Below are 14,556 nucleotides of genomic sequence, written 5' to 3' on the forward strand. Positions count from 1 at the left end.
GATTGCTGTGGCGACGCTCGTGGAACTGTTTTTAGGTCTGTCCGCCCTGATGTTGGTCGCCGTGCTGGGCGGGAGCCTGATGTGCTTCCCGGGGCTGCGCGACGCCGCTGTACGTGGTGTTCAGCGGCGTGTTGAGTCCGTTGGCGGCATGCAACGCCGGATCGGCAATCGCGGGCGCGATGCGCTGGTTCTGGTGGGGGCAGGTGGCGGCAGCGCGGCGGTGCGTGCATGGCGCTGGGTGCGATCCAATCGTTTGGTCGTCGGTTTGAGTCTGGCGGCGGTGATCCTTCCCGTCGTCGCTGCGGTGCTGCTGTCGATGACGCGCCCGATGGCCGGTTTCGAGGAGCGGGCCGAAGTGCGGGATCCGGTCCTCGCGGCCTTGCTCGATGGCGAGCACCTGGTGCCGCCGCCGGCACTGCCGCCCGAGGTGTTCGTGACGGCTGAACTGCAGAGCGAACGCCCCGAGATTGCGACGGCCAGCCGTGACTGGACGTTGCTGGATGGCGAATTCCGCCAGCGCATTCTCGTGCTGTTCCAGCAGATGAGCGAGCGCGGTTACGAGCTGGCACTGCTGGAGGGTTATCGCAGCCCGGAGCGCCAGGCCGAGCTTGCAGCCATGGGCCCGAACGTGACGCGTGCAGGCGCTTTCCAGAGCTACCACCAGTTCGGTCTCGCCGCGGACCTCGCCTTCTTCCGCAACGGCAAGATCGTCATCAGCGAACGCGATCCGTGGGCGATGGAAGGCTATCGCCTGCTGGGCGAGCGCGCCGAAGCGCTTGGCCTGACATGGGGCGGGCGTTGGAAGTTGATGGATTTCGGACACGTCGAACTGCGCCGGGCCGGTGTGCTCGGCCGCAAATGAACAGGAGCAGCAGGTGGGGCGTCCATTTATCGTGATCGGGGACAAGACCAGCCACGGCGGCGTCGTGGTCGAGGGCAGCCCGCAGAGTGTTACCGGCGATAAGGCGATCGCGCGTGTCGGTGACAAGGTGACCTGCCCCAAGAAGGGACACGGCGGCACCACCGTCATCGTTAGCGGTGATCCGACCTGCATGATCGACGGGCGCCCTGCTGCGCGACACGGCGACAAAACCGCCTGTGGCGCGGTGTTGATCGCAGGCCAGGCCAATACTTCCGATTGAACTGAGTCGCATGTCTGGCCGTATCCGCGTCGCTCTCGTCTTTCTTGCACTGCTCGCCCTGTGTTGGGTTGGGGCTGTGCTGTGGTGGCAATGCAGCCCCCAGATCGTCACGTCATCGGACTTGTTGATCGGCCTGTTGCTGGTGCCGCTCAGCGTCTGTGTTGCAGTCGGCCTGGGCTGGCTCGGGTGGCGTCGTTTCAGCGCACCTGCTGCGGCAACTGCCCCGATCGCGACAACTGCTGCTGATGAATCGCCCAAGGCGCTCGCGGCGCCGACCGAAGTGCTGGTGCTTGCCGCGGGTATCAGCACGGCGGGGGGTGACGTCGCGAGTGCGGTGATTGAGGGGATTGCTGGCGGCGAGCTGATGCCCGGGCCGGAAGCGGAGTTCCTTGATTTCGACGGCATGCCGGTTCGCATGCAGCGCGTGGCGGATCTGGGTGTTGACGACGTGCATGACTGGCTGGCTGTCGAGGGCGCTGAGTGCTCTGCCTTGCCGTCGAGCTTTTTGCGGGCGTTGGCGCTCGTGCCAGCGGCGCTGTTGCCGGTGATTGAGCAAGTGGTTGCGGCAATGCCGGAGCCGGTTTCGCGTCACGCCGCCCCGCGCGCGCTGCCAATCGTCGTGCGGGCACTGGTGCCGCAGAGCTGGAACGAATCTCATCAGGCGCTCGCCATGCGTTGGATCGAGCACCTGATCGCGCGGGTCTGGTCCGAAACGGCGCCACCCGTGCGTTTGACCGCCTCGGGCGACAGCGGTACGGCGCTCGGCGAAATCCGTGCGTGGCAGGCGGATACGACGCAAATCCGCAATCTGCTGCTGCTCGCCCTCGATAGCCAGATCGATGAGGGCGTGATCGAGCGGGCGGCGAGCGAAGGGTTGCTGTTTGCTCACGACCGCCCGGAAGGTCTGGTGCCCGGTGAAGCCGCAGCGGCGGTTTTGCTTGCTCGCCCGGCCACGGCCAACGGCTGGCCTGTCCTCGCGCGCTTGCATCCGCCGCTGAGCGCTCAGCGCGACGCGCCGCCGCGTGCTACGGGGCGCGCTGATGCCGCGCTGCTGGAATCCCTGCTCAGTGCGGCACTCGACGGTGTTGCGACATCGGCCGACGCCGTTGCGGCAGTGTTCAGCGAGGGTGATGTCCGCCCGACCCGTGCGGTCGAAATTGCGGCTGCGATGAACAACGTGCTGCCGCATCTCGATCCGGTCGCTGACCGCGTGGGTCTCGGTGCTGCGCTGGGCGATCTGGGGGCTGCGGGCACGACGCTGGCGCTGGCGCTGGCCGCCGCGCATACCGAACAAACACAAAAGCCGACGCTGCTTGCTGCGCTGGCGGACCCGCTCTCGCGCGGCGTGCTGCTGCTGCAAGCCTACGAACCCGAGTCAGCCACGTCCTGAAGCTGGCCACACTGCGACGACCCAAACCATGCGTGGATTCTGGAATTTCCTTACTGACAGCAGGACCCTGACGGTCCTCGCGCTCTTGCTTGCGAGTGTCTTCCTGCTGCTCTCCGCCCATACGCTCAAGCTGGCGATGTGGTGGGCAGTTGTCGCGATTGCGCTGATCGGGCTCGTTGTGCTCGGTGGTTGGATGCTCCGGCGCCGGCGGGCTGCACGCGAGGCCGCAGCACTGACACAGATGCTGACGCAGGAGTCGGAACGCGCAGTGTCGCGCGCGACACCTTCCAAGCGCGGTGAGGTCGACGTGCTGCGCCGCCGGATGGGTGAGGCGATCGCGACGATCAAGGGCTCGAAGCTCGGCGAGCTGTCGGGGCGTGCCGCACTCTACGAACTGCCGTGGTACATGGTGATCGGCAACCCCGCGGCCGGCAAGAGTTCGGCGGTGGTGAACTCCGGCTTGCAGTTCCCTTTTGCGGATCAGGGCGGCAGCATCATTCAGGGGATCGGTGGCACGCGCAACTGCGACTGGTTCTTCACGACCGAAGGCATCTTGCTTGACACCGCGGGGCGCTATGCCGTGGAAGACGAGGACCGCGGCGAATGGCTCGGCTTCCTGCATCTGCTCAAACGTCACCGCCCGAAGGCGCCGATCAACGGCATCGTTGTCGCGGCCAGCGTGCAGGAGCTGACGCAGAACCGCCCCGAATACGGCATCAAGCTCGCCAAGCAGATCCGCGCACGCGTTCAGGAGCTGACGGCCGAACTCGAAGTGTTCGCGCCGGTGTACATCGTGTTCACCAAGGTGGACCTGATTGCCGGTTTCGCCGAGTTCTTCGACGATTGCGACGCGGCCGAGCGCGCACGGGTGTGGGGGGCCACGCTGGCCTACGACGCCGACGGATCGGCCGATCCGGTAGGGCGCTTCGACGAACATTTCGACCGACTGTACGAGGGCTTGCGCGAACAATCGGTCGCCCGCATGGCGCTCTATCGCGGTGAGAAGCTGGGCGCGGGGGTGCTGACTTTTCCGCTGGAGTTCTCGGCGGTGCGCCCCGCGCTGCGCGCGTTCGTCGCGACGCTGTTCGAGGACAACCCCTTCCAGTTCAAGCCGATCTTCCGCGGTTTCTACTTCACCAGTGCGTTGCAGGAGGGCCGCGCGGCCGGCACGTCGAGCGAGCGCATTGCCGACCGGTTCGGCCTCAAGCTGGCGCCCGCCGTCGAGATGCCCGTGTCCTCGCAGGGCGGCTTCTTCCTGCGTGACCTGTTCTCCAAGGTGATCTTTGCCGACCGTGCCTTGGTGCGGCAATACGCGAGCCGCACGCGTACCCGCATGCGGGCTGTGGCTTTCGCGGCATCGGTAGTGGGCTTCGGACTGGTGCTGGGTGCGCTGGCCTGGTCCTATGTGTCGAACGAGCGCCTCGTATCGCATGTGCAGGCGGACCTGACGAAGGCGGTGCGCCTGCAGGAGGGCCGGCAGGATCTCGCGTCGCGCGTCGAAGCGCTGGAGTTGATGCAGGATCGCATCGAACAGCTCGAACGCTATCGCGAGGACCGGCCAGCGGGGCTCGGCTTCGGGCTGTATCAGGGCGACATGCTTGAGGCCAAGCTGCGCGCCGAGTACTTTCATGGTGTGCGACAGATTCTGTTGAAGCCGGTCGCCGAATCGATCGAGAGCTATCTGGCGGAGGTCAATCGCCGCAGTGCCGAGCTGTCGCCTGCGCAGCCGGGCGCCACCGAGAAGGTTGCCGCACGACCGGATGCGAGCGCCCAGCCGTATCGCGACGCTTCGCCGACAGATGTGCAGGACGCCTACAACGCGCTCAAGACCTACCTGATGCTGGGTAGCCGCGAGCATATCGAGCCGGGTCACCTGAACGATCAACTGGCGCGCTTCTGGCGCAACTGGCTGGAGAACAACCGTGGCGAGATGCCGCGCGAGCGGATGATCCGCTCGGCTGAACGGATGCTCGCCTTCGTTGTCGCGCAAAGCGCGCGACCGGACTTCCCCTTGGTTGAAACCCGGCTTGCGCTGGTCGACCAGACGCGTGATGTGCTGCGTAAGGTGGTGAAGGGGCAGCCGGCGCGTGAGCGCGTGTACGCGCAGATCAAGGCGCGTGCCGCGACGCGCTTCCCGTCGACGACGGTGGCGCGCATCGTCGGGGACGAGGCGCGCGATCTCGTGGCCGGCAGCCACGCGATCCCCGGTACATTCACCCGCGAGGCGTGGGAAGGCTATGTCGAGGCGGCGATCAAGGAAGCTGCCAGCAAGGAGCTGCAAAGCACCGACTGGGTGCTGAAGACTGCCGCTCGGGATGATCTGTCGCTTGAGGGGAGCCCGGAGCAGATCCAGAAGGCGCTGACCCTGATGTACAAGACCGACTACGCCGCCGAGTGGAAAAAGTTCCTGCAGGGCGTGACGGTGGCCGACTTCGCCAGCTTCGACGATGCCGTCAAACAGCTCAATCGCCTTGGCGACCCGGTCAATTCGCCGATCGGCAAGGTCCTCGATACGGTTTATCGGCAGACGTCGTGGGATAACCCTTCGCTGTTGAACGACAGCCTGGCGAAGGCGCAGAGCGGCTTCGTCGAGTGGTTCAAGCAGACGATCCTGCGGCAGTCGCCGGCGCAGGTCACGCTCAACGTGTCGGCGGGCAAGAGCGAGATCCCGATGGGGCCAGTGGGGCGCGAGTTCGCGGCGATTGCCAATCTCGTCGTGGAGCGGCCGGACGCGCGCGACGGCTCCTTGCTCAAGGGCTATCTGCAGTCGCTCGCCAAGGTGCGTTCGCGTTTCAACCAGATGAAGACGGCCGGTGACGCTGGTCCGGCCGCGCGCCAACTGATGATGCAGACGCTTGAGGGCTCTGGTTCGGAACTCTCCGACGCGCTGCGGCAGGTCGATGAGCAGGTGCTCGCGTCGATCCCGGATTCGGCGCGCGGCACGATTCGCCCGATGCTGGTGCGCCCCTTGATGATGGCGTTCGCGGTGATCGTCAAGCCGGCCGAGACCGAACTCAATCGCACCTGGGCGGCGCAGGTCTACGACCCCTTCATGCGCAGCCTGGCCGAGAAATACCCCTTCACGCAGAACGCGCGCGTCGAAGCCGGCGCCGGCGAAATTGCACAGGTGTTCGGCCCCGAGGGCGCGGTGTCGAAGTTCGTACAGACCTCGATGGGGCCGCTTGTCGTTCGCCGCGGCGACACCCTAGCAGCGCGGACCTGGGCCGACATGGGCGTGAAACTCGCGCCCGAGTTTGCCGACAATTTCGCGCGATTCGTCGCGCCGGTTGCCGGGGCCGCATCGGGTTCCAACGGTGATGCCGCGGGTGCGGGCACGCCGCAGACGGTGTTCCAGATCCAGCCGCAGCCGGTGTCCGGCGTCACCGAGTACTCCATCGAGATCGACGGCCAGGTGTTGCGTTACCGCATGGGCGTGCAGGACTGGGCCAATTTCGTATGGCCTTCAGGCAAGGGGGCGCCGGGCGCCCGCATCACGGCGGTCGCCTACGACGGGCGCACGGTCGAGGTTGCCAGCCAGCCGGGGGCGGCGGGCCTGGAGCGCCTGATCAATACCGCACAGAAGAAGCGTCGCAGCGATGGCACGTTCGAGATGACCTGGACCAACAACGGTGTGGCGGTGACGGTGAATCTGCGCATCGTCAGCAGCGCGCAGGCGGATACCTCGGCGAACGCGAGCGCGCCGCAGAAATCCGGCCTGCTCGGCATCAAGCTGCCGGCGGCGGTTGCCGGCGGCGGCGCTTGAGGGGAACGGTCGCGATGCGAATGACCGATCTTGCCGGACGCGTCTGCTATTTCGGGAAACTGCCCGGCCGCGCGGATTTCGTGCGCAGCAGCAACGGCACTGCGATCCTGGACCCGCTCGATGCATGGGTCGCCCACGGGCTTGAACTGGCGGGCAGCGATGCGGGCTGGAAGTCGGCCTACGACCGCTGCACGCCTGTCGATTTCGTGTTCCTTGGCGCACGCAGTCCGGTCGCGCTGGCGGGGCGGCTTGTCCCCAGTCAGGACGCGTCTCAGCGGCGCTTCCCGTTCATCGCTGCGGTCGCGCTGCCGACCGAGTCGCCGATCGGACTGATGGCGGAGTTCCCGGCCTGTTTCGACGCGGTCTGGCGACAACTCGCCACGGCGATGGATGCCGCACTTGCGGCCGAGGACCCTCGCGCCGCGCTGGATGAGCTCGCCGCGATCGAATTTTCACCCCCCCTGTTGGGGCGTGCCGACGCGTTGATGCCCGACTACGACCGCCTCACGCTTGCCGATGTTGAACGGCGGTTGCGCGAAGCGGGCCATCCGCTTGTCCTGCGCCGCAGCGTGCTCGCACTTGGCCTGTTGCTGGAGCCGCTTCTGACGCAAGCCAGCGCCCGCTTGCAGCGAGGCCTGGTGCTGCCGCTACCGGCCGAAGGTGATGCGCGCCAGGTCGTGGCCACTTGGTGGGTGGCGGCGGTGGCGCCTTTCCTCGCCCGTTCGGATTTCGAAGTGGGCGCCTTCAATGTGCATCGCGGCGGGCGGCCTGAACTGATGCTGAGTTTTGCTGGCGCGGATGCGCGTGCGCTCGAAGCCTTGCTGTCCGCGACGGCGGCGCAGGAATACTTGATCAACGTCTGCGATGCAGAGTGGGTCGAAGACTATCTGGACAACGACTATGCGATTCGCAAGCTTGCGAGCTATCTCGACATCCCGCGCCTGTCCCTGCGTCAGGCCGCAGACACTTTCGGCGAGGCCTTCCATGGGCGTTAGGACGCTGCGACTGGGCGCCGTGCTCTTGGCTGGGTTCGCCTTTGCCGGGGCGGCAGTGGCCTCGGCGACGGTTGCGCAGGAAGCGCCCATCGTGGCGACTGGCGCGGTGCCGGACGATGCGTCGAAGGCTGCGATTCTCGCGCGCCTGCGTGAAGTGTTCGGCGCGGCGCGGGTGGTCGATCAGATCACGGTTGGCGGCGTCGTCGCGCCGCCGCGCTGGGCCGAGCAGGTGCAACGCTCGATCGGGCCGCAGCTCAAGACCGTGAGTGCCGGTAGCCTGAGTGTCGATGGCACGCAGGTTGCGCTCAACGGCACGGTGTCGAGCGACGCGCAGCGCAAGACCGTCGCCAGCGATGTTGCCAGCGGCTTCAACAACCAGTTCGTCGTGAAGAACGGTCTGGCCGTGGCGGCGGGTGAGCAGCAGTTGCTCGATGAAACCCTCGGTAACCGGATTGTGGAATTCGAGAGCGGCAAGGCGACGCTGACGCCCGCCGGTCAGGTGATCCTCGACGAAATGGCGAAGGCGCTGCTGAGCGTCCGTGGTCGTCGCGTGGAGATCATCGGCCACACGGACAGCGACGGTTCGCGTACCAGCAATCTCGCGCTGTCTCAGGCTCGGGCGAATGAGGTACAGCGCTACCTGGTGGCCAAGGGCGCGGAGCAGGGCATGTTGAGCACCACCGGTATGGGACCGGATCGCCCGGTTGCGTCGAATGCCACGCCGGAGGGCCGTGCGCGTAATCGGCGCATCGAGTTCCGTGTGCTTGCCCAGTAGCGCAGGCTACTTGCGTTTTACGGGTTTCGGGAACGGCGCCATCGGGTAATTCAGCGGGTCATCCGTCGTCACAGGTTTGGGCTTCGGCTTGACCGGAGGCCGTGGTTTGTGTGGCGGATGGGTGGGAGGGGCGATCCACACCGGCCCCTCGATCACACTGCGCGCAGGGGGAGGCGTGCCATCGAGCATGCCATCAACCGCATCTTCGCAATCGACGCCGCGTTCCCGCTCACAGCGTTCGATCATGCGCCGACGTTTGGCCTCCCGCTCTGCGGCGGCGTCCACACTGCCGCCGCCGACCGCAGCCTTTTCGGCGGCAGGAGCGTGTTTCGGAGCACTCGGCTGGGCGGGGGCTGGCGCCGCGTCTGGCTGTGGCGACGCCGGGATGACCGAGACGCCAGCGTCTCCAACCTTGCTTGCCTTGACGCCTGACGGCGGGCTGTCGCCGTAGTGCGTTTGACCATCACTGTCGGTCCACTTCCACACTTCTGCCTGCGCAAGGCTCGGCGCCAGCAAGGCAAGCAGAAGCAGGGTGGCAGTTGCGCGCATGGTCGTTGCTCAAAGCGAGCCGTAGGAATGCAGGCCCGACAGGAACATGTTAACGCCGAGGAAGGCGAAACTGGTGACGAGCAGCCCGATGATGGCCCACCAAGCCAGCACGGCACCACGCAATCCCTTGGTGAGCCGCATGTGTAACCAAGCGGCATAGTTGAGCCAGACGATGAGCGCCCAGGTCTCTTTCGGATCCCACTGCCAGTACGTGCCCCAAGCCTCGGCCGCCCACAGCGCACCGAGGATTGTCGCGACCGTGAAGAAGGCGAAGCCGATGCCGATGGCGCGGTACATCAGATCGTCCAGCAGCTCGATGCTGGGCAGCCGGCTCGCCAGCACGCCGCGCGATGCGCACAGGTAGGCGACGCCGACCATCGATGCGAGCGCGAAGGCGCCATAGCCGACGAAGTTCGCCGGCACATGGATCTTCATCCAGTACGACTGCAGCGCCGGAATCAGCGGCTGGATCTCGTGGGCGTCGCGGCTGAAGCTGTACCAAAGCAGAAAGCCGACCGCCGCGGCGACCACCGGCAATACGAAGGCGCCGAGCCGGTTCGTCGCATAGTGACGCGCGTAGTACAGATAGAGCAGAGTGGTCAGAATGATGAACAGCACGAACACTTCGTAGAGGTTCGACACCGGGATGTGGCCGACATCGGGGCCGATCAGGTAGCTCTCATACCAGCGGACCAGCAAGCCAGTGAGGCCAGCCCCTGCTGCGACCCAACTGAGCGCCGTGCCGACGCGCTCTGCAAATGGCGCGCGCGCGAGCAGCCCGAGCCAGAACGCGCCGGTTGAGAAGAACACCAGCGCACTCATCCATGCAATGGCGGTCTGGCTGCTGAAGAAGTATTTGAGCCAGAAGACCTGCTCGGCCCGCGCCAGATCGTGCTGGTACAAGCCGATTCCGAGCAAGGCGGCGCAGGCGGTCGCGGCGAGCAGATTGCGCAGGCCGTGCCAATGCCAGCCCAGCAGCGCGAGGGCAGGAACCGTCAGCAGCAGGATCGCTTTCTCGTAAACATCCATGTAGCTGCCGTACTGGCGCCACGCGAAGGCTGCGCCTAGTGCCAGCACCAGCGCGGCCAGCCAGTCACCGGCAGCGATCGGGCGCAGCCGCGGCTGAGTCGATAGGGATTGGGCGAGGTCGGTCATAGTGCAAGGTCTCCGGCAGCCGCTTTGCTGCCCAGCAAGGCGTCGCGATGACGCAAAAATTCCTGTTCTACGTCCATCGACACGCGGTTGGCGCTCATCGCAAGCAGTGCCGAGCCGTCGCGCCGCAACAGCAGGAACAGGCGCCGCTCGCGCACGTAAAGCATGGCGAACACACCCAGCGTGAGCAAGAGTGAGCCAAGGAAGACCCACTTCTTGCCGGGTGAGCGGGTGGCTTGCAGCACGGTCGCCTGTACCTGCTCATAACTGTCGAGTTGCAGGATCAGCGGCGCGTTGTAATGGAAGGCATCGCCGATGGCCTTGAGGACGTCGCGGGCGTATTGCGCGCGTGCCGCGTTGGCTTCGATCGCAGGCTGGCCTGCTTGTTCGCGCACCATCAACATCGCCTCCCACGCGATGCCTTCGAGCACTTGCAGGAAGATGCCGGCGGCGCGCTCCTGCTCCGCCTTCGGAATGCTCTTGTCGATGAAGGCGCCGAGCGACTCGAAACCCTTGTCGGAAAACAGCTGCAGGGTACGCAGCGAGGTTTCCTCAAGCCGCTGCGTGGCGTTCTCGGCGCCGCCCGACGCCCGCCTGGCGAAGCGCTTCGCCAGCGTTGCCTGGGTCGATTTGTCCAGCAAGCGCTGGCGCACGGCGTACCAGGTGTCGACGCGACCGTCTTCGTCGATCGGGATGCGCAGGTAACGGAAGCCCTCTGCGGCGTCCTCGCGGATGCCAGCAAGCAGGAACCAGCGACCATCCTGCTCCACTGGCAGCATGTAGTTCATGAACTCGATCGCTTGGCCGGCGCTGTCGCGCAGTTTGTAGGTGAAGCTCGGGCCGATGTTGTGCTGGTTCTTGTGAGCAGCGTTGCGGGCACCGCTGCCGAGCCGATCGTTCAGGCCCGCGAGTCCGCTGCGCGCGGCGGGCGCTTCACCCATCGTCTCCACGTTGATCGCGCGAAAGTCGGTGAATTCGACGCTGTAGGCATAGCCTGGTCCTTTGAGGTCGCCGCGTTCGCCGACGACGCCGGTGATCTCGACGGGCGTGTCGTCGCCCGCGGCGAGGTTACGCAACCGCAGCGTGAGCCGGCTGCCACCGTCGTCGAAGCTCGCTTGGTAGAGCGTGACGCCGTGCGTCTCGAAGGGCTTGTTTACATCGATCGTGCGGCGTTCGGATTTGCCGCTGCGCTTGTCGGTCACGATGATGTCGCTGGCGAAGCGCTTGGGCTGACCGGTGTCGTAGTGTTCGATGTGGAACTTCTGCAGCGACACCGTGAAAGGCAGCTCCTGCAGCAGTATCCCGTCGCCTTCGCGCAGCACCGCTACGCTCGCTGACTTGCCCTCCGGGATGAAGACGTTGCCGCGGTAGCTCCAGTTGTCTTCTGCGAGCCGGCTCCGGGCGGGGATGTCTGCGATCTGCTGGTCCGCCTGCGTCGCCTGCTTGTCGCCCAACCACATCTGCAAACGCAGCGGCAGGTTGCCGTCCAGCAGGCCGCCGACACAGATCACCACCAGGCCTCCGTGCGCGAAGAAGTAGCCGACGCGGCTCCAGCTGCCGCGCTTGGCGGCAATCAGCACGCCGTCGTCACGTTCCGCAATGCGGGTCTGGAAGCCGTTGCGGGCGAGATAGGCTTCAGCGTCTGCACGCGTTGGCGCATGGCCTGCGGTGGCTTCCGCGTGGAGCTTGAACAGCCGTAGCGAGGTTTCGCGCGCGTGTTCCTTGAAGGCGTGCATCTCGCGCAGCATGGGTTTGCTTTGGCGCAGGATGCAGGCGCTCGTCGATAGCACCAGAAAACACAGGATCGCGAGAAACCAGCTCGCGTTGTAAACGGCGTACAGCCCGAGTTTCTCGAAAATCGGGAACCAGAACGGACCGAACTGGTTCAGGTAGGCGTTGTACGGCTCGTTCTGCTTGAGCACCGTGCCGATCACCGACGCGATCGCGAGGATCGTCAGCAGGCTGATCGCAAAGCGCATCGAGCTGAACAGCTCGTACAGCGCGCGGGCGTTGGAGGTTTTTTTCATTGCGTGCAGTCTGCGGCGCATGCCGCGCCCATCACCTTGAGCATTGGCAAGCAGGAAGGTTCCCCCTTGCCCGCGGATTGGCCGGTGTCGCTGGCCCGGCCGGACGGCGCTTTCCCGAAGCCAGAATAGAAAAAGGGGCGGATTGCTCCACCCCTTTCTCCAAGATCCGGAACCGCTGGATCAGCGCAGGCCGGCGATGTAGTCCGAAACCGCCTTGATTTCGACGTCGGTCAGCTTCAACGCGATCGTCTGCATCATCCTGTTCGGATCGTTGGCGCGTTCGCCGGCACGGAAGGCCTTCAACTGCGCTTCGGTGTATTCGAAGTGCTGGCCATGCAGCGCCGGGTATTGCGCCGGCAGACCGGCACCCGCCGGGCCATGGCAACCGGCGCAGGCCGGTACGCCCTTGGCGGCGATGCCGCCGCGCCAGATCTTCTGGCCGGCTTCCACGCTCTTGCGGTCCTTGGCTTGCCCAAGCGTGAGCTTCTGGCCGGAGAAGTACAGCGCCAGCGCTTTCATGTCGGCATCTTCGAGTGCTGCGGTCATGCCCCCCATAACCGGATTGGCGCGCTCGGCCGGCTTGCCGTCCCACGACTTGAAGTTGCGCAGCTGCTTGTACAGGTATTCCCAGTGCTGGCCGGCCAGCTTCGGGTTCTGCGGGATCGTGCTGTTGCCATCGGCGCCGTGACAGGCTACGCAAACGGTTTCCACGGTCTGCTTCGCCTTGGCGAGGTCCGGTTTGGCGGCCGCGTCAGCGGCAAAGGCTTGCGTTGTGGCAAGCAGGCTCAGAATCAGTGCGTGCCCGAGAATCGGCTTCAACATGGTCCCCTCAAACCCGTGTCGGTCTTCAAACCTGATATTCTAATACAGCCCCACGCTGCACCGCCATGTACCGCCTGCCGCACAATCTCGTGCCCGTCGGCGGCTTGGCCATTTCCGGCCCGATCCATGTCAATTTTCCGCCACGCCCGTTTCGAGACATCCTTCGCCAAGCCGAATGCTTTGCCGGATTCGTCCGAGCCCGAAATCGCCTTCGTCGGGCGCTCCAACGCCGGAAAGTCCAGTGCCATCAACACCTTGGTCGGGCATAACCGCCTGGCTTTTGTGTCGAAGACGCCAGGGCGCACGCAGCTGATCAACTTTTTCCGCCTGCCGTCGGGGGTGGCCTTGGTCGACTTGCCGGGCTTCGGTTACGCACAGGTGCCGGAGCCGATCCGCCGCCAGTGGCAAGATCTGCTGGAGAAGTACCTGACGCGGCGGCCCAATGTGATCGGCCTCATTCACATCATGGATTCGCGCCATCCGCTCACGCATCTGGATCGCCAGCTGCTGGACTGGTTCACGCCCTCCGGCCGCCCGGTGCATATCCTGCTGACGAAGTCCGACAAGCTCACCCGCGGGCCCGCGGCGCAGACGTTGATGGACGTGCGGCGCGAACTGGCACAGTGGGGGCCAGCGGTGACCGCGCAGCTCTTCTCCAGCCTGAAGAAGACAGGCATGGAAGAGGCTGAGCGTGTGGTGACCAACTGGCTCGAATCGCTGATTCCGGACCCGGACCAAGAAAAACCCCCGGCGGAAGGGGATTCGGGCCGGGGGTAGAACGCCTGGCAACAGGCACCCGCTCAGGGAGGTGAAGCGGGAGACGGTTGGGCACCATCCACTGTCTGTGATAGTCCATCCCCGCGAATAGTTCCTGAGAAAATTGCTCAACCTTTCTTCGCCAGAACCACAATGACCGCTGCGCAATCCCAGTTTCCGAACATCCGCATGCGTCGCATGCGCCGCGATGACTTCTCCCGCCGCCTGATGCGCGAGCATCGCTTGTCGGCCGACGACTTGATCTACCCGGTGTTTGTGCTCGAAGGATCGGGGGCGACCGAGCCGGTTGCGTCCATGCCCGGCGTATCGCGCGTGTCGCTCGACAACCTGCTGCGCGTGGCGGAAGAGGCGGTATCGCTCGGTGTGCCGGCGCTCGCGCTGTTCCCGGTGGTGGGGGCCGACAAGAAGTCGGCTGATGCGGCCGAGGCCTGGAACCCGGACGGCCTCGTGCCGCGCGTGGTGCAGGCGCTCAAGGCGCGTTTCCCGGAACTCGGCGTGATCACCGACGTGGCGCTCGACCCTTACACCAGCCACGGCCAGGACGGCCTGATCGACGCTGCCGACCCGCGCGGCTATGTGATGAACGACGAGACGCTCGCTGCACTCGAAAAGCAGGCGCTCTGCCATGCTCAGGCGGGGGCTGACGTGGTGGCGCCGTCCGACATGATGGACGGCCGCATCGGCCGCATCCGCGCCGCGCTGGAAGCAAATGGCCATATCCACACCCGCATCCTGGCCTACTCGGCCAAGTACGCATCGAGTTTCTACGGCCCGTTCCGCGATGCGGTTGGCTCGGCCGGCAATCTCGGCAAGGGCAACAAGTACACCTACCAGATGGATCCGGCCAACACCGACGAGGCGATCCGCGAAGTGGCGCTGGACATCGCGGAGGGCGCCGACATGTTCATGGTGAAGCCCGGCATGCCTTACCTCGACATCGTGCGCCGCGTAAAGACCGAGTTGCAGGTGCCGACCTACGCGTATCAGGTCAGCGGCGAGTACGCGATGCTCAAGGCGGCTGTGCAGAACGGCTGGCTCAACGAGCGTGCCTGTGTGCTCGAAGCGCTGCTGGCGTTCAAGCGCGCCGGGGCCGATGGCATCCTCACTTACTTCGCGCTCGACGCGGCCCGCTGGCTGAAGGAAGACGCGGCAGGCTAAAGCGGC

12 protein-coding genes are annotated in these 14,556 nt (G+C 65.4%); 8 read left to right on the plus strand and 4 right to left on the minus strand.

Going from position 1 to position 14,556, the window contains the following annotated elements:
- Positions 1–19: 19 nt before the first annotated feature.
- Genes ACE3P0_RS02460 through ACE3P0_RS02485 form a run of 6 tightly spaced genes read left to right on the plus strand, consistent with a single transcriptional unit; the run spans position 20 to position 8,065 of the window.
- Positions 20–862: a M15 family metallopeptidase gene (locus tag ACE3P0_RS02460; RefSeq protein ID WP_374399478.1), complete on the plus strand. Its 843-nt coding sequence runs from the start codon at positions 20–22 to the stop codon at positions 860–862.
- A 13-nt stretch (positions 863–875) separates the two neighbouring features.
- Entirely contained in the window at positions 876–1,142 is a 267-nt protein-coding gene (locus ACE3P0_RS02465; RefSeq protein ID WP_172197282.1) for a PAAR domain-containing protein, read from the plus strand.
- Positions 1,143–1,152: 10 nt separating this feature from the next.
- Entirely contained in the window at positions 1,153–2,532 is a 1,380-nt protein-coding gene (locus ACE3P0_RS02470; RefSeq protein WP_374399480.1) for a hypothetical protein, read from the plus strand.
- Between the two features lie 28 nt (positions 2,533–2,560).
- Positions 2,561–6,295 (plus strand): type VI secretion system membrane subunit TssM, encoded by a 3,735-nt coding sequence (gene tssM / locus ACE3P0_RS02475; protein WP_374399482.1) that lies wholly within the window; start codon positions 2,561–2,563, stop codon positions 6,293–6,295.
- A 20-nt stretch (positions 6,296–6,315) separates the two neighbouring features.
- On the plus strand, positions 6,316–7,290 hold the full coding sequence (gene tagF, locus ACE3P0_RS02480; protein ID WP_374399484.1) for a type VI secretion system-associated protein TagF: 975 nt from the start codon (positions 6,316–6,318) through the stop codon (positions 7,288–7,290).
- Positions 7,280–8,065 (plus strand): OmpA family protein, encoded by a 786-nt coding sequence (locus ACE3P0_RS02485; RefSeq protein WP_374399486.1) that lies wholly within the window; start codon positions 7,280–7,282, stop codon positions 8,063–8,065. The genes tagF and ACE3P0_RS02485 overlap by 11 nt, the downstream gene beginning before the upstream one ends.
- Positions 8,066–8,071: 6 nt before the next feature.
- On the opposite strand, the gene ACE3P0_RS02490 is transcribed toward ACE3P0_RS02485, so the two are convergent.
- The 4 genes from ACE3P0_RS02490 to ACE3P0_RS02505 form a co-directional block, all read right to left on the minus strand.
- On the minus strand, positions 8,072–8,614 hold the full coding sequence (locus ACE3P0_RS02490) for a DUF4124 domain-containing protein (RefSeq protein WP_374399488.1): 543 nt from the start codon (positions 8,612–8,614) through the stop codon (positions 8,072–8,074).
- Between the two features lie 9 nt (positions 8,615–8,623).
- On the minus strand, positions 8,624–9,769 hold the full coding sequence (gene ccsB, locus ACE3P0_RS02495) for a c-type cytochrome biogenesis protein CcsB (RefSeq protein WP_374399490.1): 1,146 nt from the start codon (positions 9,767–9,769) through the stop codon (positions 8,624–8,626).
- Positions 9,766–11,793, minus strand: coding sequence for a cytochrome c biogenesis protein ResB (locus ACE3P0_RS02500; RefSeq protein ID WP_374399492.1), 2,028 nt, complete (start codon positions 11,791–11,793; stop codon positions 9,766–9,768). Before ACE3P0_RS02500 ends, ccsB begins: the two co-directional genes overlap by 4 nt.
- 180 nt (positions 11,794–11,973) lie before the next feature.
- The gene (locus tag ACE3P0_RS02505) at positions 11,974–12,603 is read right to left on the minus strand and encodes a cytochrome c (RefSeq protein ID WP_374399905.1); all 630 of its coding nucleotides are present in this window, start codon (positions 12,601–12,603) and stop codon (positions 11,974–11,976) included.
- 138 nt (positions 12,604–12,741) lie between these two features.
- On the opposite strand from ACE3P0_RS02505, the gene yihA reads away from it, so the two are divergent.
- Positions 12,742–13,392, plus strand: coding sequence for a ribosome biogenesis GTP-binding protein YihA/YsxC (gene yihA, locus ACE3P0_RS02510; protein WP_374399494.1), 651 nt, complete (start codon positions 12,742–12,744; stop codon positions 13,390–13,392).
- 132 nt (positions 13,393–13,524) lie between these two features.
- Entirely contained in the window at positions 13,525–14,550 is a 1,026-nt protein-coding gene (gene hemB / locus ACE3P0_RS02515) for a porphobilinogen synthase (RefSeq protein ID WP_374399496.1), read from the plus strand.
- Positions 14,551–14,556: the final 6 nt, after the last annotated feature.

The organism is Niveibacterium sp., from assembly GCF_041909475.1.
In the GTDB taxonomy this organism is placed as follows: domain Bacteria; phylum Pseudomonadota; class Gammaproteobacteria; order Burkholderiales; family Rhodocyclaceae; genus Niveibacterium.